This window comes from Streptomyces sp. PR69, from assembly GCF_026420845.1.
Classification (GTDB): Bacteria; Actinomycetota; Actinomycetes; order Streptomycetales; family Streptomycetaceae; genus Streptomyces.
This window is the reverse complement of the sequence record NZ_JAOWCB010000019.1, coordinates 60,325-79,413: the sequence shown is the minus strand read 5'-3', so window position 1 is coordinate 79,413 and position 19,089 is coordinate 60,325. Positions and strand designations below refer to the sequence as shown.

Genomic DNA, 19,089 nt, shown 5'->3' with positions numbered 1-19,089 from the left:
GCCCAGTACCCAGCGCTCCGAAGCCCCGCGCCGGAGGCGGAAGCGCAGGGCACGGGCGAATGCCGGTCAGTGTGCCGCGCGGCCGTCGGCTAAGTGGCGGTGGGCCAGTGCGGCGGCCTCCCGGTCCACGCGGGTCATTTCGGAGGATGCGCCCTCCAGCGTCCGCAGGGCGTCGAGCAGTTGGTCCAGGGCGCCGGGGTAGCGCAGGCAGGTGCGCAGGATGCCCAGCACGTCCACGCGGAGTACGGCGTTGCGCGGGCTGTTGGCCGCGACTTCGGGCCGGATGCCGTCGAGGATCTGCCCGCGGGTGGCGGCGTCCCGCAGGGACGGTACGGCGGTCAGGGCGGTGAGCAGCCCGTTCAGCTCCCGCAGCGGAGTGCCGGGCGGGACGGTGAGCCGCCGGGCCGCCGCGGGATGCCCGGGCGGTGCGTCCTGCGGGGATTGCGCGGGGAGGCAGCAGGCCAGTTCGCCGGCCGGGGGAAGGCCGGCCAGCTGGTGCAGCAGATCCAGCTCGCGGCCGTCGAGCAGGTCGTACCAGCGGTCCACGCGGGTCGCGGCGAGCCTGCCCGGGCCGTCGCCGGGATGGTGCGCGCTGACGAGGCCGATCAGCACGCCGCCGTGCCACAGCGCGGCGCCTGACATTCCCTCCCATGGGGACCGGTCCGGGTCCTGGTCGGCGGGCGGTGCGGGGACGGACAGTTCGAGGGTGCCTTCGCGGCGGTTGGAGAGCACCGAGACAGTTCCGGCGGCATGGCAGGAGTCCCGGTACTGGGACGGTGATCCGTCGTCGAGTGCGCGCATGCGGTCGTCGCGGAGTTTGAAGCGGGGAAAGCCCATGGCACTGCACGTCAGGACCACATCGGCGTCGGGCACCCGCCCGTAGCGGGGTGTGGTGGCGTCGCGGGCGCCGGGGGCGAGGGGGCCGCGGATCTCCAGCAGGGCGGCGTCGGCCGCCTCGGCGGCCATGATCACCTGGGCGTCCGCGGTCCACTCCCCCGGGCGGTCCGCGTCAAAGCGGACCTGGACGGCCGGGCCCGCGGCCGGGTGGGGCGCCGGGTGGGGCGCCGGGCGGAGGGCCGGGTCAGGAGAGGGGCGAGCGGGCGGGCGGAGGGCCGGGTCGGTGACGACATGGGCGGCTGTCAGCACCCAGCGCCGGCCGACCCGGTAGCCGGAGCCGCGCCGGCCGGTGTGTCCGGCCGGCGGGGTCACCAGGATCTCGGCCACCTGCCCGGGCGTCAGTCCGGGCAGCTGGCCGCCCTCGGCGTGGGACACGGCGCTCAGCGCTCCCCGGGCTCTGCGGAGCCGCTCACCCAGGGCGGCCGGGCGCTGCCCCGCTGCTGCGGCTGGAGAGTGAGGGTGATCCGGTGCGTGGCCCCGGAGGCGATCCGGCCCTCGCCGCCGCCTTCCACGACCCAGAAGCGCAGCCTGGCCCCGGCCGTGCCCGAGCGCTCCACCACGACGGACGCTTCCAGCTCCACGGGCCCCAGGGCGAACTGGAGTTCCTCGTCCTTCGCGGCCTCGACGGCGGCGGTGAGCTCGTTGCGTAACTGCCGGATCATTTCCGCTAGCTCGATCATTCTTCCTCTCTACCCGCACGGCGGGCCCGCCAGTCGGCGGCGCGGTACGCCCCGGCCGGGGGGCGGCGCTGGACGGGCGTTGACGCTCTCCGTGTTCGGAAGCTAACTTCTGGTCGTCGTCGCCACACCGGGAGCACGAGGCTCCACTGGGACTAGCGACGCGAAGGACGCTTTCAGTTGACGACTGCGACCGTTCCCACCATTCAGCCTCTCTCGCCGCCTTCCGAGGCGGCCCGGGCTTTCCGAGTCCAGCCGTACACCTCTCACTGTCAGGTGATCTGCGCCGAGGGCGATCACGCGGTGATCGGGGTGTCTCCGGGTAACAGCTATTTCTCCGCCCGGCGTGTCCACGATCTGGCGCTCTGGGGTCTGGCCCTCTTCCGCCGGGTGGACTTCGTCTACACCGATGTGCATGTCGCCGAGATGTACGAGGCCCTCGGCTACCGATGGGAGGACGCCCGGCGCAAGGCGGTGAAGAACGTACGCGGCGTGCGGGCCAAAGTGACCGGCGCGGTCCACGATCTGGACCCCGGGGGCCGGCGGCTGCGCGCCCACGCCATGTCGGACTTCGCCGAGAATCCCGCGTACCGGGACATCCATGACCGGCTCCAGCGGCTGCTGACCGCGGACGAGGAGTTCCGCGCCACCTGCGATGCGCTGGTGGACTCCTTTCTGTCGTCCAAGGTCCTGGACGGCGAGTCCGCCACCGAGCGGCAGCGGGAGGTCTGTGTGAAGTACGTCTGCGCCGAGGCGCCGCTGTTCCTGGACACCCCCGCCATCCTGGGGGTGCCCTCCTCCCTCAACTGCTACCACCAACTGCTGCCGATGGCCGAGCTGCTGTATGCGCGCGGCTCGGGGCTGCGCGCTTCGCGCAACCAGGGCCATGCCATCGTCACACCCGCGCAAGGAGACGCCGATGTCCGTTGACACACTGCTCGCCGACGGCGCCCGTGCCGCGCGTCCACGCGATGGTGCGCGCGCCGGGGACCTGCTGGACTTCCCGTTCTCCTGGCGCGGCGACCGGCTCCCCGACGAAATCGAGTCGCTGCGGGAGCGGCCCGTGGCGCGGGTGCGGACGATCGCGGGCGACGAGGCCTGGCTGGTGTCCTCATACGCCCTGTGCAAGCAGGTGCTGGAGGACCGGCGGTTCAGCCTCAAGGACACCTCGGCGCCGGGTGTGCCGCGCCAGTACGCGCTGACGATCCCGCCCGAGGTCGTCAACAACATGGGCAACATCACCGGCGCCGGGCTGCGCAAGGCCGTGCTCAAGGCGCTCAACCCCAAGAGCCCGGGCCTGGTCGAATGGCTGCGGTCGTACGCCTCCGAGCTGGTCGACGGGCTGCTGGCCGAAGGCGCGCCGGCGGAGCTGCGCGGGCGGTTCGCCGACCCGTACTCGGCCGGCATGCACTGCCGCATCCTCGGCATCCCGCAGGCGGACGCGCCCGGGCTGATGCGGAGTCTGGACATCGCGTTCATGAACTCCGCCTGCCCCGTCAGCGGCGCCAAGCTCAACTGGGACCGCGACATCGCCTATATGACGGAGCGTCTGGACGATCCGGCGACCACCGGGCTGATGGCCGAGCTGGCCGCGCTGCGCGCCGACCCGGACTACGCCCATCTGACGGACGAGATGCTCGCCACGGTCGGGGTGACGATGTTCGGCGCCGGGGTGATCTCCACCTCAGGCTTTCTGACGATGGCGCTGGTCTCCCTGATCCAGCATCCCGAGCTGAAGGCCGAACTCCTCGCGGACCGCGGGAAGGTCCCGGCGGCGGTGGACGAGCTGCTGCGGATCAATCTGTCGATCGGCGACGGGCTGCCGCGGCTGGCCCTGGAGGATGTGACGCTGGGGGACGTCGAGGTGAAGAAGGGCGAACTGGTCCTCGTCCTGGTGGAGGGGGCCAATTTCGACCCGGAGGCCTTCGCCGACCCGCACACCGTCGACCTCACGCGTCCGAACAACGCCGCGCATCTGTCCTTCGGCGGTGGACAGCACTACTGTCCGGCGACCGCGCTCGGCAAGAAGCACGCCGAGATCGCCCTGGAGACGCTGCTGGAGAAGATGCCGGGGCTGCAGCTCGCCGTGCCCATCGAACAGCTGGTGTGGCGGACCGGCTTTATGAAGCGGATTCCGGAACGGCTGCCGGTGATGTGGTAGCCGTCGCCGGCTGACGGGCCCGCTTCCTGCCGCCGTCCCGGCAGGAAGCGAGCGCGCCGTGCGCCACGGGGCGGTGGCGCACGGCGCACGGCTGTCCTGAGGGGACCCGCGAGGGGGACGGGTCAGGCGAGGCCGAGGGCCGCGCAGTCGTCCTTGTACTTCTCGGTGCAGATCTCGTCCACGGAGTAGACGCCGTCCTGGACGACGGTGTCCTTGATGTTGTCCTGCGTCAGGGACACCACGGGCACCAGGACCGAGGGGATGTCCTGGGCGGTGGCGCTGTCCACGTCGGCCTGGGCGATGGCGCCGAGGGACATGCCGCGGGCGAGCAGGATGGCCATCTCGGCGGCGGCGCTGGCCTCGGGGGCGTACGGCTTGTAGACCGTCATGTACTGCTCGCCCGCCACGATCCGCTGCACACCGGCGAGTTCGGCGTCCTGGCCAGTGACCGGCGGGAGCTTGGTGAGGCCGCCGGCCTTGAGGGCGGTGATGATGCCGCCCGCCATGCCGTCGTTGGCCGAGTAAACGCCGACGATCTTGTCCTTGCCGAGCGCCGAGATCGCCTCTTCCATGTTGGCGGTGGCGTTCTCCGGCTTCCAGCCCTCGGTGTCGAACTCCTTGCCGACGTTCACCTTGCCGTCGAGGACCGACTTGACGCCCTTTTTGAACAGCGCGGCATTGGGGTCGGTGACCGCGCCGTGCATCATCACGACCTGACCGTCCTGGGCTTTGTCGCCCAGCGCCTTGAGCAGCGCTTCTCCCTGGACCCGGCCGACCTCTTCGTTGTCGAAGGAGGTATAGCCGTCGACCGGGCCCTCGGCGAGCCGGTCGAAGGCGACCACGGGTATGCCCGCCTTGTCGGCCTTCTCGACCCCAGCGGCGATGGCCTTGGCGTCCACGGCGCCCAGGATCACCACGTCCACCTGGTCCTCGACCATGGTCTCGAGCTGCTTCATCTGCAATGCGGCATCCTGCCGGGCGTTGGCATAGACGACTTTGCCCTTGCCGTTCGTCAGCTGTCCGATCTTTTCCTCGATGACCGGCTTGTCGAACTTCTCATAGCGAGCCGCCTGGTTCTCCGGCAGCAGCAGGCCGACGGTGATGTCGTCGGTCATCCGTACGCCCGACTCCTCGGAGCCGCCGCAAGCGGCGAGGGGCAGAGCCAGCGCGGAAGCAGCCAGTGCGGTGACCGTCCGTCGCAGATGTGCCTTCATGTGGTGAAATCAGCCTCCCTGACATGGCCGCGCCGTACGGCCGAGGTGGCTGAAAGCCAACCCTTCCCCGGAGGGGGCGTCAAGATCGATGGCATGAACGAGATGCCAGTGAAGCCAGTTCGTTAGTTACTTGAATGTAGAGGCGTAGCGAGGGGAGACGGGGATGGCGGGTGGTGTGATTCCGGCGACGATGCGGGCCTGGGTGGCGTCCGCCGACCGCCCGGGGACCCTGGAGCGGGCCGAGCTGCCCGTGCCGCGGCCGGAAGCGGACGAGCTGCTGGTCAGGGTGCGGGCCTGCGGGGTGTGCCGGACCGATCTGCATGTACGCGACGGGGATCTGCCGCCGCGCCGGGACCGGGTGGCGCCCGGCCATGAGGCGGTGGGCGAGGTCGTCGCCGCCGGCGAGCGCGCCGCCGGGCCGCGGCCCGGCGTCCGGGTCGGCATTCCCTGGCTGCGCCGGACGTGCGGGGAGTGCCGGCACTGCGCCCGCGGGCAGGAGAACCTCTGTCCGTCGTCGCGGTACACGGGGTGGGACGCGCACGGCGGCTACGCCGAGTACGCTGCCGTGCCTGCGGGCTACGCGTATGAGCTGCCCGCAGGTTACGCCGACGAGGAGCTGGCTCCGCTGCTGTGCGCCGGGATCATCGGCTACCGGGCGCTGCTGCGTGCCGAGGTGCCCGAGGGCGGCCGGCTGGGCGTGTACGGCTTTGGCGCATCCGCCCATCTGACGGCTCAGGTCGCCATCGCGCAGGGCGCGGAGGTCCATGTGTTCACCCGGTCGGCGGCGGCGCGGGAGCTCGCCCTGAATCTGGGGGCGGCGTCGGCGGCGGACTCCGCCGCCCGCCCGCCCCGGCCGCTGGACGCGGCGATCCTCTTCGCACCCGCCGGGGAGCTTGTGCCGACGGCGCTTGAGGCGCTGGACGCCGGCGGGACGCTCAGCATCGCGGGGATCCATCTCTCGGACATTCCGCGGCTGGACTACCGGCGGCATCTCTTCCGCGAACGGACCGTGCGCAGCGTGACCGCCAACACCCGCGACGACGGCCGGGCGTTCCTGGCCGCCGCGGCCGCCATACGGCTGCGGGTCACGGTGGTCCCCTACGGCTTCGACCGCGCCGACGCGGCCCTGGACGATCTGGCGGCGGGCCGGGTCAGCGGAGCGGCCGTGCTGCGTCTGACGTCCCGCTGACCGTGCCGGTCCGCTGCCGCGCGGGCCGCGCCGCCGCAGGCCGCGCGGGGGCCGCCGCGGGGCCGGTGACCCGGCCCGTCGCGGGGCTGGCGGCCGGACCGGCGCCGGGGCCGGTCGTGGGACCGGGGCCTGTGACCGGGCCGGTGACGGCGACCTCCGCGGGCCGCAGCAGATGGTCTCCGACACGGTATCCGCGCCGCAGCACCCGCGTGCACACGGCGCCCGTCGCGTCATCGGACGGCGTGTAGGCGAGCGCTTCATGTCTGCGGGGGTCGAACGGCTCGCCCTCCTCCCCGACGGGCAGCAGCCCGAGCGCGGCGGTCTGGCGCAGCAGCGAGTCCGCGAGAAGGCCGAAGGCCCGCTCGTCCGCGCCGTGCGCACGCGCCTGCTCGACGGTGTCCAGGACGGGCAGCAGGGCGGTCAGCACATTGGAGACCGCGATCTGCCGGATCGCCAGCCGGTCGCGGTGCACCCGTTTGCGGTAGTTGTCGTACTCCGCCTTCACCCGCTTCAGGTCCGCGGTCCGCTCGGTGAGCCGCCGCTGCAGCCGGTCCGCCCGGGCGGACGGGTCGGGGGGCAGCGCGGTGACCGGGTCGGCGGTCCGGCGGCCCGGGGCGGCGGGATCGCGTGGGAAGGTCATCCGGTGTCGTCCTTCCGCTCGTCGTCGACGATCTCCGCGTCCACGACGTCCTCCTCACCGCCGGAGCCGGTCTTCGCCCCGCCGCCCGCGTCCGCGCCGCCCGCGTCTGCGGCTCCCGCACCCGCGGCGGCGCCCTGTGCCTGGGCGTACATCGCGGAGCCGATCTTCTGGGCGACGGCGGCGACCTTCTCGGCGGCGGTGCGGATCTCGGCCGTGTCGTCTCCCTTGAGCTTCTCCTTCAGCTCGCCGACGGCGGTCTCGACCTCGGTCTTCAGCTCAGCGGGGACCTTGTCCGGGTTGTCGCGCAGCAGCTTCTCGGTCTGGTAGACGAGCTGCTCGCCCTGGTTGCGGCTCTCGGCGGCCTCGCGGCGCTTGTGGTCCTCGTCCGCGTAACGCTCGGCCTCCTCCCGCATCCGGTCGACCTCCTCCTTCGGCAGCGAGGAGCCGCCGGTGACGGTCATCTTCTGCTCCTTGCCCGTGCCCAGGTCCTTCGCGGTCACATGCATGATGCCGTTGGCGTCGATGTCGAAGGACACCTCGATCTGCGGCACCCCGCGCGGGGCCGGCGGCAGACCCGTCAGCTCGAACATCCCGAGCTTCTTGTTGTACGCCGCGATCTCCCGCTCACCCTGGTACACCTGGATCTGCACCGACGGCTGGTTGTCCTCCGCCGTGGTGAAGATCTCCGAGCGCTTCGTCGGGATCGTGGTGTTCCGCTCGATCAGCTTGGTCATGATGCCGCCCTTGGTCTCGATGCCCAGGGACAGCGGGGTCACATCGAGCAGCAGGACGTCCTTGACCTCGCCCTTCAGCACACCGGCCTGGAGCGAGGCGCCGATCGCGACGACCTCGTCCGGGTTCACACCCTTGTTGGCCTCCTTGCCGCCGGTCAGCTCCTTCACCAGCTCCGCCACCGCCGGCATACGCGTCGAACCGCCGACCAGAATCACATGGTCGATGTTCGAGACCTTGATTCCGGCATCCTTGACCGCGTTGTGGAAGGGGGCCTTGCAGCGCTCCAGCAGATCGGAGGTGAGCTGCTGGAACTGGGCGCGGGTGAGCTTCTCCTCCAGGTGCAGCGGGCCCTCGGCCGATGCCGTGATGTAGGGCAGGTTGATCGAGGTCTCGCTGGCCGCCGACAGCTCGATCTTGGCCTTCTCCGCGGCCTCACGCAGCCGTTGCACGGCCATCTTGTCCTTGGACAGGTCGATGCCGTAGCCGTTCTGGAACTGCTTGACCAGATGGTCCACGATGCGCTGGTCCCAGTCGTCGCCGCCCAGGTGCGTATCGCCGTTGGTGGCCTTCACCTCGACGAGGCCCTCGCCGATCTCCAGCAGCGAGACGTCGAAGGTGCCGCCGCCGAGGTCGAAGACCAGGATCGTCTGGTCGTTCTCCTTGTCCAGGCCATAGGCCAGGGCCGCGGAGGTGGGCTCGTTGATGATCCGCAGGACGTTCAGGCCGGCGATCTCTCCTGCTTCCTTGGTGGCGGTGCGCTGGGAGTCGTTGAAGTACGCCGGGACGGTGATGACGGCGTCCGTCACCTCCTCGCCCAGATAGGACTCCGCGTCGCGCTTCAGCTTCTGCAGCACACGGGCCGAGATCTCCTGGGCGGTGTAGCGCTTGCCGTCGACGTCGCCGGACTCGGGGAACCGCCACTGCGCATCCCCCATATGGCGCTTCACGGAGCGAGCGGTGCGTTCCACGTTGGTCACGGCCTGGCGCTTGGCGACCTCGCCGACCAGCACCTCCCCCTTCTTGGAGAAGGCCACCACGGAGGGCGTCGTCCGGCTGCCCTCCGTATTGGTGATCACGGTCGGCTCGCCGCCCTCCAGGACGCAGACCACCGAGTTCGTCGTGCCAAGGTCGATACCGACTGCGCGCGTCATGATCGTCTCCTCGCCCTGCGGGCTCACAGGGAGAAATCCTCCGGACAATCTCCATTAAACGCCCAGAACGCCGCGTCAACCGCTTCGGCTGGATCATGTCTCCGTCCGGCGGCGGGGCTGCGGCAGAGGGCGTCGGACCGGGTGTGGGGGCCGACGGGCGGTTCGGTGCACGCGATGGGGAGGGATGCGCCCCTGAGTGGACCCTGTACGGCTGCGGCCAGAGCGCCGTACGGCACAAGGACCATGCTGGCTCAGGCTGTCCGGCCACACGGCAGACGTCATCGCCGCGCCGTGCGCTGCGCAGTACGGAGTATCCGGCGGACGGTAGCCCGAATGGCCGCCCGCGGGGCGACGCCGTGCGCAAAGGGCGACAGCAGCGCCTGCGGGCACCTGGCCGTACTGGTGAAGGGGATTGATCATCCCGGAGCCTCGGGGGAGATCTCCGGGAGAAGTCGTTGTGCGTCAATGGTAGGCGCGGCCGCGCGGCTACGGCTATATGCATGCGGCGAGATATTCCGCCACTTTCCCGTTCCCTCGGCAATCCGTCCTTATCTTCCCGCAAAACCGCGGGCAGGGCGACGGGAAGGACACCCCGCGGCGCCTCGTGAAGAGATCCGTTCGACAGCCATCGTTCGGCGGCCGCCGTGATGGTGCGCCGGTTGGTTGCCCTCCCCGGCCGGCAGCGGCGGACGCGCGCCCCAACGCCCTGTCCATACCAGGCGCCTACCAGGTCCTACCGGGTCCATACCGGACGGTCCGGGAAGTCGGCGGTGTTCCGGGCCGGGATGTTCCCGGTCGGCGTGAGGGCCGGGAAGGAGACGCAATCCCGCTGAACTCCCCGCATCGCTCGCGATCATATGTGCCTTTCGGGCCGTCGGCGACGCGATGCGCGGTCCCCCGGCCGCGGCGGACGGGCGGCGGAGGACGGGCCGCGGAGTGCAGGCAGCGGCTGCTGCGGACGGGTGCGGCCACGGCGACGGGCGGCGACTGCTCAGGGCACGGCGGACCATCGTGGACAGGATGGCAGCACACGCGCGCCCGTTTTCCCGGAATCGCCGTATCCGCTGCTCTGCCGGGGAATACGAGGGGGCGCGACGGGCGTCGGCCGGCCGCGCCCGATGAAGTCGGTGCGGGCGGCGGGCGGGGAATCCCCGGGCAGCCGCGTGGAGGATCACTTCTCGCCTGCCGCGCCGCTTCGCTCCATGTCTCTTCTTATTGGCCGGCATTGGGTTCACCAGCGGGAATGCGGCCGGTATCGCGGCCGTGGGTGCGACGGAGCGCGCCGGCTATCCGTGTGCCGCCGCGTGGAGTGGCGATGCGGTGAGATGATGCGCCTTCGCCTTCCGGCTCAGCGCGAGCCGTCTGTGTCTCCCGGGCCGAACGCACCTTCGCCGTATCCGGAACGACATGGCAATGCGGCCGCCACGCGTGCCGGCGGGCCGCCGATCCGCCGCCCCGGCCCGTCCGCGGCAATCACCGCGGCGGAACGGCAGATCCCGCTTGTACCGGGCCCAGGCCGTCACGCCGCGGAATTCGCCCATCGGTGCGGTGCGCCGCGCGGGCCGAAGTCGCGGGTTCATCAATCCATTCCGGCGTACGGGACGGCGACCGGCCGGGTGCGGGGGCGAGTGCGTCTGGAACGCCCCGCGGGACGGGGTCCGGAGGCCGTCCGCCCCGAAGGGCTGCTGCCGCGGATGAGCGTACGCACCTCTGTGCGGACCTGTGTGCGCCCCGGCCAGCCGAATTGACGGAGCGTCAGCGCGCAGCGCTGGGGCGCGCGATGGCGCATGGGGCCCTGTGACGTGCTGTGCGCCTTGTGACGCACCGAACACGGCTGCGCTACTCGAACCAGCCTGCCGGGTCTGCCGGCGGGCGGGTTCAGCGCCGTACTGGAGGGATGGCCCATGGCCGCACGAGGAAGCCACCGCCGCAGTGTCACGCAGCGCCGGATCGGTGTGCTGTCCGCCGCTCTGACCGCAAGCAGCATGGGCATGACGCTGCCGCTCCTCGGCGCCGGCGCCGCAGCTGCGGCGCCGGTCGAGATCTGGGACGAGGTCGCCGCGTGCGAGAGCGGCGGCGACTGGAGCATCAACACGGGCAACGGCTACTACGGCGGGCTGCAGTTCTCCCAGCACACCTGGGAGGCCTTTGGCGGCGCCCGCTACGCCTCCCGGGCCGATCTGGCGACCAAGGCGCAGCAGATCGCGGTGGCCGAGGCGGTGCTCAACCAGCAGGGGCCGGGGGCCTGGCCCACCTGCTCGGTCCGGGCGAACCTCACACGCGGCTCCGGCGGCGCCGCCGGGCGGGCCGAGGCCGCGGGGAGCGGTTCGTCCAGCGGCCGTACCGCCAAGCCGGACGCCGCCTCGCGGGACGATGGGGCCCGGCCCTCCTCCGGATCCGCGGGCGGATCCACGGGCGCGACCGCGGGCGGGGCCGCCGCGGCGGGCGGCCGGGCCGCGTCCGGCGTCTACACGGTCGTCAGCGGTGACACACTGTCGTACATCGCGGTGAAGAAGTCCGTCAGCGGCGGCTGGAAGCGTCTCTACAACGCCAACCGCGACGTGATCGGCGGCAATCCTCATCTGATCGTGCCCGGCCAGCGGCTCGCCCTCCCCTCGGGCACGGAGCGGGCCAGCCGGATGGCGGGCAAGCCCGCGAAGCCGCTCAAGAGCGCGGGGAAGGCGGGCGTCCAGGCGGCGGCGAAGAACCGCAGCGGCAAGCCGTCCGGGCAGCGCGGCCATGTGGCCCCGGTCAGCGCGGCCGTCAGCGCCTCGTACGGCACAACCGGGGGACGCTGGGCGAGCGGCCGGCACACGGGCGTGGACTATGCGGTGCCGATCGGCACGACCGTACGGGCGGTCTCCTCCGGCACGGTGGTCTCGGCGGGCTGGAACGGCGCCTACGGCTATGAGGTGATCATCCGGCATGCGAACGGCATGCACACCCAGTACGCCCATCTGTCGTCCCTGACCGTGCGGGACGGGCAGCGTGTCGCCGCGGGGCAGAAGATCGCCCGGTCCGGTGCGACGGGCCGCGCCACAGGACCGCATCTGCACTTCGAGGTGCGCACCAGTGAGCGCTACGGCTCCGACGTCAATCCGGTCCGCTATCTGCGGTCGCTCGGGGCCGTCTCCTGACGGTGCGGTGAGGGCGCGCGGACGCTTCAGACCCGGGTGGGGGAGGAGGGGGCGGGCGCGGCGGACCACCGCCGCGCCCGCCCCGAAACTGTGGCTCCGCCCCGGACCCCGCTTTGCAGGGGCTCCGCCCCCGGGCCCCTGCGCCTCAATCGCCGGCGGGGCTGGACTTTCCGGCCCCGCGCCTCAAACTCCCCCAGCCACGCTGGGAGGCGCCCCCACGGGGCCGCCAGCCGGGAGAACTCGCGATCAGCCGTCGGGTGTGTCCGCGCCGACACGGCCGTCCGTGATCAGGGCGGTCGTAAAGAGCACGGCCGTCGACAGCTGCCAGGCGGGCGCCGGGCGGGACAGCGCCAGGCAGACGGCCGCCGACTGGAGGACGGCGAGCGGCCACAGCGGCGCCGGGGGCGGCGAGCCCTGAACTGCATGGGCGCTGAGGTTCCACAGGCCCGTCAGCACGGCGAACAGCACGGCGTGGCTGTGCGGCAGCCAGCCCAGCCAGGCGTGCCGGGGCAGCGGCGCGCGCCGGGCTGTCCACAGGTCCGCGAAGCCCGCGGTGCGCGGCAGCAGGCGGCGCACCGCCGTGGCCGGCCGCTGTGCGTCGTCTTCCGCTGTCACATGGATCACCCTAGGCCCCGTTCTGCCGTTGTCTGCAGCACGGACGTGAGAGACCGGCCGCGGCGGCCGCATCACGCCGTGGAGCGCATCGTTCGCGTAGCTCTTGAGTACGACGGGACTGCTGCGTGGGGCCGACGGTGTGACGGCACGTGTCAGGCTGGAGCGGGGCTCGTTCGCCGGGCATGGATCACTTGCCGCGTGCGTCCCGCCGGCCCGGAGCCCGGGCGCTGTGCTGTCTGCTGTCGCTGTTCTTCTTCCTGGCCGCGGGGCCCGCCCCGGCCGCCGCGGCCGACCGTGCCGCGGGGGGCTTGGGCTATGTCGCCCTGGGCGACTCGTACTCCGCCGGGGTGGGCGCCGGGGACTACGAGGCCGCGAGCGGGGCTTGCAAGCGCAGTCGGCGCTCCTTTCCGGCGTTGTGGAGCGCGGCGCACGCGCCGGGCTCCTTCGCCTCGGGGGCGTGCATCGGGGCGGGCACGGAGGAGGTCGCCAGCGGCCAGCTGGGGCTGCTGAACCGTTCGACGGGGCTGGTGAGCATCACGGTCGGCGCGAATGACGCGGGGTTCGGGGAGACGATGACGACGTGTGTGCTCCGGCCGGAGGCGGACTGTCTGGCGCGGGTGGAGCAGGCTCGTGCGTACATCGGGCGGACGCTGCCCGGGCGGCTGGACCGGGTCTATGGCGCGATCGCGGACAAGGCCCCGGCGGCCCGTGTGGTCGTCATGGGGTATCCGCGTCTGTACCGGCTGGGCGGGAGCTGCCTGGCGGGCCTGAGCGAGCGGTCGCGCGCCGCGCTCAACGCCGCGGCGGACGAGTTGAACGCGGTCGCCGCCAAGCGGGCCGCCGATCACGGATTCGCCTTCGGGGACGTGGCCGCGGCCTTCGAGGGGCATGAGATCTGCTCGGCCGCCCCCTGGATCCACAGTCTGGCCTTCCCGGTCGAGAACTCCTACCACCCGACGGCTGCGGGCCAGTCGCACGGCTATCTTCCGGTGTTCTCCTCCGCGGTGTGAAAAACGTTCGCGGTGCGGTCGGTCACACCAACGGCGGTGTCCGAACGGGCGTCGTCGGCCGATGCCTTGGATGTGGTCACGGCTCGGTGAATCCGCTCGGTGAAACCGCAGGGCGGACGCATCCGGCGGACACGTCCGGTGACCGCGAAACGCCCCTGTCCGACGCCCACTTCAAGGAGAGAGCCGCATGCCGACGGACGTGACGGGACCGAAACCGCGGTCAAGTCCCCTCGACCGCGCCTGGTTCCAGTACGAGAAGGCGTATCCGCGCTCCTCCCCCGCGATCGGCGGCGCGTTCGTCTGCCGGGGCGCGCCGCCCGGCCCCGAGGAGCTGCGGCTGCTCGTCGAGGCGGCGGCAGCGGCGTATCCGGAGCTGTCCGGCGGCCGTGCGGCCGGCCCGGTGGAGGCGTTCCCCTTCGACCGGCACATCGGTGAGATGCGCATGCCGCCGGGCTCCGGCGAGCGCGGGCTGCGGGACGGGATCGACGCGGTGTCCGCGCTGCCGCTGCCCGAAGTCCCCTGGGGGATCTGGGTCGTTCACGGGTACGACAGCGAGCGGTTCGCACTTCTCGCGCGCGGACACCATGCGCTCTTCGACGGACGTCTGCTGATCCAGATGGTCGAGCGGCTGTTCGGCGCCGCCGCACCCCGGGCGGCTGCCCGGACTCCGGGCCGGGCGGCTGCCGACGCGCGCGGCCGGCGCGGGGCGGCGCTGCGCCAGGCGTTCCGCGAGGCTCAGGCGCTGGTGGACGGCGTGAGCCGGACCTGTCGGCCGGTCAGCGGGACGGCCGGTCTCACCGGGCGGGTGCGCTTCGCCTGGGAGACCACGCCGCTCAGCCGGCTGCGCAGGATCGCCGCCCGGCACGGGGCATCGGTCAACGATCTGTATCTGGCCGCGCTGGCCGGGGCATTGCGCGCCTGGGCCCCGGAACGCGGCTGGCTCGACGGCGGCCGGCCGGTGCGCGCCCATGTGCCGGTGAGCGAACAGCATGTACGTCAGGAGGGGCGGCTGGGCAACGAGGTGTCGGGCATGCAGCTGCGGCTGCCGTGCCGTGAGCCGCAGCCCGCGCGTCGCGTGGCCGACGTGGTGCGGCAGACGGCTCGGATCCGGGCCGCTCAGCTGCATCCTGACCACGGCGCATTTCTGCGGCTGCTGCCCGCCCGACTGGGCCGGCTGCAGATGCTGCTGGCGCTGCACCCCTCCCGTACGACGGTCCTCGCCTCGTGCGTTCCCGGGCCGCGGCGGCCGCTGGACCTGGCCGGCCGCAGCATCGACGCGGCGGTTCCGCTGGTGTTCCTGCCGGCCGGGCATGCGGTGGCGGCCTGTCTGACCGACTGCGCGGACACGGCCACCATCTGTTTCGCCCACGACGACGCCGTGCCGTCCGGGGAGCAGCTGCCTGCCGTATGGCTGCGGGAGGTCGAGCTGCTGGAGCGGGCGGAGCCCGCACGGCCCGGGCGGCGATGACGCGGATTCCGACCGGATCGCGGACTCCCGCACGGCACCGTGCCCTGGTGGCCGTGTGGCTGTGGCTGCTGGCGTGTGTGCTGTGCGCCGTGCCCGCGACGGGCGTGTTCGATGCGCTGGCCGGAGGCGGATTCACCGTACGGGACGCGGAGTCGGCGCGGGCCGCGGCGAGGGCGGAGGAGCGCTTCCCCGCCGCCTCGCCCGACGCCGTGATCCTCGTCCGGGGCACGGAGCCGCCGATGCGCGGCCGGGCGCTGCTCACGGCGGTGAAGCGGGCCTGGCAGCCCGCGGCCGGGCAGGCGCGGGGACACGGCTCCGGGGCAGCGGGGACGCAGGGCCCTGAGGCGTCGCTGTCGCACGACGGGCGGGCGGTCCTGCTCCCCGTCGTGCTGCGGGGCGACGACGAGGAGTCAAAGCGCCGTGCCTTCGCGGGGCTGAAGCGGGCCTTCGCCGCGCCTGCCGGCACAGCGGTCGCCTACGGCGGCCCGATTCCCTTTCTCCAGGAGGCGGGCGAGCGCTCACAGGCCGACCTGGTGCGGGCCGAACTGGTGGCCGCTCCGCTGCTGCTGGTGCTGCTGATCGCGGTCTTCGGCAGCGCCACGGCCGCCGCGCTGCCGCTGTGCGTGGGGGCGGTCGCCGTCGTGGTCGCGCTGGCGGCGCTGCGGGCGGCCGCCGCGCTGACCGAGGTCTCGGTCTTCGCCGTCAACACGGTCACCATGATCGGCCTCGGTCTCGCCATCGACTACGCGCTGCTGATCGTGAGCCGGTTCCGCGAGGAACGACGCCGCGGGGCCGCCGTGGCCGGGGCGCTGTCGGTCACCCTGCGCACCGCGGGCCGCACGGTGCTGGTCTCCGCCGGGCTGGTCGGCGTCGCGCTGGCCGCGCTGGCGCTCTTCCCGCTGGGCTTCATGCGGTCGCTCGCCATCGGCGGCGTGGCCGTGACGGCCGCCGCCGCCGCGGCGGCCCTGACGCTGCTGCCCGCTCTGCTGACGCTGCTCGGGCCGCGGCTGGAGAAGGGGCGGCTGCCGCGGGGGCGACGGGCGGCGGGGCATCCGGGCGGTGCAGGGCGTCCGGATCGACGGGGGCGTCAGGACGGAGCGGGAGCGGGTCACCGGAGCGGTGCGGTCCATCCGGACGGGGAGCGCGGGCAGCTGTTCTGGCGGCGGTGTGCCGTGGCCGTCGGACGCCGCCCGGTGCTCTGGCTGACGCTGTGTACCGCGGCGCTGCTGCTGGCGGCGGCGCCGGTGCTCCATGTGACGTTCGCGGGCATCAGCGTCCGCACCCTTCCCGAGGACTCCGCGTCACGCCAGGTCGAGCAGGCGGTGCGCGAGACGTTCCCGCAGGCGGCGCGCTCCCCCGTCACCTCCGTGGTACGGCTGCCGTCACCCGCCGCGTCGGCGGAGGGACAGCGGGCGCTGCGCGGTCTGCTGGAGCGGATGCGGTCACTTGAGTCCGTCGCGGGAGCCCGGGTGGTCGCGGCGGACGGGGACACCGCGCTGGTGGCCGTCGCCCCGGAGCGGGAGGGGCCCCGGGCCGGGCAGCAGGCCGTGCGGGAGGTGCGGGAGGTGCGCGCGCCGCCCGGCGTGCGGATGCTGACGGGCGGTGACGCGGCGCTGGACGTCGACATGATCGATGCGCTGAGGGCCCGTCTGCTGCCGGTCGCCGGGGTGATCGCGGCCGTCACCTTTGCTGCGCTGGCGCTGATGCTGCGTTCGCTGCTGCTGCCGGTGAAGGCGGTGCTCACTTCTGCGCTGTCCGCGGTCGCCTGTCTGGGCGCGATGACCTGGGTGTTCCAGGACGGGTATCTGTCCGGCCCGCTGGGGTTCACCGCGCTGGGCTTTGTGGAGGCCACACAGCCCGTGGTGGTGCTGATGGTGCTGTTCGCCCTGTCCATGGACTACGAGCTGTTCCTGATCGCCCGGGTGCGTGAGGAGTATCTGCGGCTCGGCGACAACGCCGCCGCGGTCGTCGCCGCTCTGCAGCGCACCAGCACGGTCATCACCAGTGCGGCGCTGTTGCTGCTGGCTGTGATCGCGGCCTTCACGACGAGCAGCGTCATCGCCGTGAAGGAGGTGGGCGTCGGGCTGTTCGCCGGCGTGCTGCTCGACGCGACGCTGGTCCGCCTGCTGCTCGTGCCCGCCGCGCTGTTCCTCGCCGGCCGCGCCAACTGGTGGGCGCCGCCCGTGCTCATCCGCCGTCTTCCCAGCCCTCGCGGGCCGGCCGCCCGTGAGTCGGACACCGTCATCGACAGAACCGAGGAGTACGCATCGTGGACATCGAAGCCAAGGTAACGGGCTATCTGCAGCAGCACTTCGGGGTGGACGCCGCCGCGCTGCGGCCGGACGCCACGCTGGAGGAGCTGGACTTGGACTCCCTGGCGCTGCTGGAGCTGCTGGTCATCGTCGAGGAGGAGACGGGCGTCCCGGTGACCGACGAGCTGGCGGGCATGAACACCGGCGCCACGCTGGGCGAGGCCGTCGCCCAGATCGAGAAGGCGGTGGCCGGCGCGGCACCGGCGGGGGAACCCACCGCGGCCGGGGAACCCGGTGCGGCACCGGCGGGGGAAGGCGGCGCGGCACCGGGCGCGGCTTCCGGCGTCCCGGCGGCCGTTCCGGCGCCGGGGCCGGCGGTGGCCGCCGGGGACGAGTCCGGCGCCGCCGCGGCCGCGGACGTACGGCGGTGAGGGCGGCGTCGCGCGGTGAACCGGTCGCCGTCACCGGTCTGGGGCTGATCACCCCGGCCGGGGTGGGCGTGGAGGCCGGCTGGCGCACGCTGTGCGACGGGGTGTCCACGGCCTCCGAGGACCCGGTGCTGCAGGGGACCCCGGTGCCGTTCTCCTGCCGTGTGCCGGATATCGACGCCGCTGAGGCCGTCGGCCGCAAGCTGACCTGGCGCACCGACAGCTTTATCCACTTCGCCGTCGCCGCGGCCCGCGAGGCCGTCGCGGACGCCGGGCTGGATCCGCGGGACGCCTGCCGGTGGGAAGCCGACCGTGTCGGGGTGGTCATGGGGGTGGGCGCGACCAGCCAGGAGAACCACCCCCGGGAGTACGCCAAGCTGCTGCGCGGGCAGCACACGACGCTCTCGCCGACGATCGTGCCGCGCAGCGTGCCCAATATGGCCGCCGGGGAGATCGCCGCAGATCTGGACGCGCGCGGGGCGAATCTGTGCACGTCCACGGCCTGTGCCTCCGGGGCCACCGCGATCGGCGTCGCCCGGCAGCTGATCGCTTCGGGGGCCTGCGACACGGTGATCGCGGGCGGCAGCGAGTCGGCGCGCAACTCCGTCTTCACGGCGCTGCCGTTCTGGCGGATGGGAGTCCTGTCCGGACGGGCGCACGACCCGGCGGGGGCGTCACGCCCCTTCGACGCCGATCGCGACGGATTCGTGCTGGGCGAGGGGGCGGGCGTCATGGTGCTGGAGCGGCTGGGTGCGGCACGGGCGCGCCGCGCGCGCATCCACGCGGTGCTGGCCGGCTTCGGCGCGACGGCCGACGCGTTCCATCCGGTGGCCCCGCACCCGGAGGGGGACGGTGCGCGCCGGGCGCTGCTGGCCGCGCTGGCGGACGCCGGCCTGGAGGCGGGTGACATCGGGCATGTCAATGCGCACGCCACGGCGACGCGGCGGAACGATCTGGTGGAGGGCCGGGTGCTGCGGGAGGTCTTCCCGCATTTTCCGCCCGTCACCGCGACCAAGAGCGTCATCGGACATGCGCTGGGTGCGGCGGGCGCGATCGAGGCGGTGTGCAGTGTGCTGGCGCTGGCCCGGGGGTGCGTTCCACCGACCGCCAACCTCGACCGGCAGGACCCGGAGATCGATCTGGACATCGTGCAGAAGACGCCGTGTGAGCGGCGTCTTGAGGCCGTCGCCAGTTGCTCGTTCGGGTTCGGCGGGCAGAACGCGGCGCTGGTGTTCCGTACGCCCTGAGGACGCCCTGAGAACGGTCGCGGCCGTGTGTTTCCGGCCGCCGTGGCCGGACGTCAAACCTGTGTCGTACAAGTGTTCCTGTACGGAGGTGCAGGTCAGCGGCTGTGTCCCAGGCGGCTGGATCATTGCGGCGGCCAGCGGAGAGCATTGCCTGCCCAGGCCCGCGGCTGTCAGCATTCCGGGGCGCGCACGATGCGGCGGCCGGGGCAGGGCCAGACCCCGGCCGAGCCCCCCACCCGTTGGTTCTGCCCGTGGGACGACCAACAAG

General features: G+C 72.6%; 15 protein-coding genes. 9 read left to right on the top strand and 6 right to left on the bottom strand.

Annotated features, from left to right (window positions below):
* Positions 1 to 66 precede the first annotated feature (66 nt).
* The gene (locus OF819_RS19210; protein ID WP_267244809.1) at positions 67 to 1,272 is read right to left on the bottom strand and encodes an effector-associated domain 2-containing protein; all 1,206 of its coding nucleotides are present in this window, start codon (positions 1,270 to 1,272) and stop codon (positions 67 to 69) included.
* A 5-nt stretch (positions 1,273 to 1,277) separates the two neighbouring features.
* Complete coding sequence (locus OF819_RS19205) at positions 1,278 to 1,577, bottom strand: trypco2 family protein (RefSeq protein WP_267244808.1); 300 nt, start codon at positions 1,575 to 1,577, stop codon at positions 1,278 to 1,280.
* Between the two features lie 177 nt (positions 1,578 to 1,754).
* Here OF819_RS19205 and OF819_RS19200 point away from each other — a divergent pair, with 177 nt between their 5' ends.
* The gene (locus OF819_RS19200) at positions 1,755 to 2,504 is read left to right on the top strand and encodes a tRNA-dependent cyclodipeptide synthase (protein ID WP_267244807.1); all 750 of its coding nucleotides are present in this window, start codon (positions 1,755 to 1,757) and stop codon (positions 2,502 to 2,504) included.
* Complete coding sequence (locus tag OF819_RS19195) at positions 2,494 to 3,735, top strand: cytochrome P450 (protein ID WP_267244806.1); 1,242 nt, start codon at positions 2,494 to 2,496, stop codon at positions 3,733 to 3,735. Before OF819_RS19200 ends, OF819_RS19195 begins: the two co-directional genes overlap by 11 nt.
* A 122-nt stretch (positions 3,736 to 3,857) precedes the next feature.
* On the opposite strand, the gene OF819_RS19190 is transcribed toward OF819_RS19195, so the two are convergent.
* Positions 3,858 to 4,949: a sugar ABC transporter substrate-binding protein gene (locus OF819_RS19190; RefSeq protein WP_267244805.1), complete on the bottom strand. Its 1,092-nt coding sequence runs from the start codon at positions 4,947 to 4,949 to the stop codon at positions 3,858 to 3,860.
* A gap of 190 nt (positions 4,950 to 5,139) precedes the next feature.
* Between OF819_RS19190 and OF819_RS19185 the strand changes: the two genes are divergently transcribed.
* Entirely contained in the window at positions 5,140 to 6,138 is a 999-nt protein-coding gene (locus OF819_RS19185; protein ID WP_267244841.1) for a zinc-binding alcohol dehydrogenase family protein, read from the top strand.
* Here the strand turns inward: OF819_RS19185 and grpE are convergent.
* On the bottom strand, positions 6,101 to 6,778 hold the full coding sequence (grpE, locus tag OF819_RS19180; RefSeq protein WP_267244804.1) for a nucleotide exchange factor GrpE: 678 nt from the start codon (positions 6,776 to 6,778) through the stop codon (positions 6,101 to 6,103). The two genes, OF819_RS19185 and grpE, sit on opposite strands and share 38 nt — an antisense overlap.
* Positions 6,775 to 8,664 carry a molecular chaperone DnaK gene (gene dnaK / locus OF819_RS19175; RefSeq protein WP_267244803.1) on the bottom strand — a complete coding sequence of 630 codons (1,890 nt, stop codon included), beginning with the start codon at positions 8,662 to 8,664 and terminating at the stop codon, positions 6,775 to 6,777. Before dnaK ends, grpE begins: the two co-directional genes overlap by 4 nt.
* Positions 8,665 to 10,568: 1,904 nt before the next feature.
* On the opposite strand from dnaK, the gene OF819_RS19170 reads away from it, so the two are divergent.
* Positions 10,569 to 11,801: a transglycosylase family protein gene (locus OF819_RS19170; protein ID WP_267244802.1), complete on the top strand. Its 1,233-nt coding sequence runs from the start codon at positions 10,569 to 10,571 to the stop codon at positions 11,799 to 11,801.
* Positions 11,802 to 12,047: 246 nt separating this feature from the next.
* Here the strand turns inward: OF819_RS19170 and OF819_RS19165 are convergent, their stop codons facing one another.
* The gene (locus tag OF819_RS19165) at positions 12,048 to 12,416 is read right to left on the bottom strand and encodes a hypothetical protein (protein ID WP_267244801.1); all 369 of its coding nucleotides are present in this window, start codon (positions 12,414 to 12,416) and stop codon (positions 12,048 to 12,050) included.
* Between the two features lie 182 nt (positions 12,417 to 12,598).
* Here OF819_RS19165 and OF819_RS19160 point away from each other — a divergent pair, with 182 nt between their 5' ends.
* From OF819_RS19160 to OF819_RS19140, 5 genes are all read left to right on the top strand, one after another.
* Positions 12,599 to 13,426: an SGNH/GDSL hydrolase family protein gene (locus OF819_RS19160; RefSeq protein ID WP_267244800.1), complete on the top strand. Its 828-nt coding sequence runs from the start codon at positions 12,599 to 12,601 to the stop codon at positions 13,424 to 13,426.
* Between the two features lie 187 nt (positions 13,427 to 13,613).
* On the top strand, positions 13,614 to 14,894 hold the full coding sequence (locus tag OF819_RS19155; protein WP_267244799.1) for a WS/DGAT domain-containing protein: 1,281 nt from the start codon (positions 13,614 to 13,616) through the stop codon (positions 14,892 to 14,894).
* Positions 14,895 to 14,941: 47 nt separating this feature from the next.
* Positions 14,942 to 17,185, top strand: a complete 2,244-nt coding sequence (locus OF819_RS19150; RefSeq protein ID WP_267244798.1) for an MMPL family transporter — start codon at positions 14,942 to 14,944, stop codon at positions 17,183 to 17,185.
* Positions 17,164 to 17,577 carry a phosphopantetheine-binding protein gene (locus tag OF819_RS19145; protein WP_267244797.1) on the top strand — a complete coding sequence of 138 codons (414 nt, stop codon included), beginning with the start codon at positions 17,164 to 17,166 and terminating at the stop codon, positions 17,575 to 17,577. The genes OF819_RS19150 and OF819_RS19145 overlap by 22 nt, the downstream gene beginning before the upstream one ends.
* A complete protein-coding gene (locus tag OF819_RS19140) occupies positions 17,574 to 18,821 on the top strand; it encodes a beta-ketoacyl-[acyl-carrier-protein] synthase family protein (RefSeq protein WP_267244796.1) in 1,248 nt (415 codons plus the stop codon). Before OF819_RS19145 ends, OF819_RS19140 begins: the two co-directional genes overlap by 4 nt.
* The last annotated feature ends 268 nt before the right edge of the window (positions 18,822 to 19,089 follow it).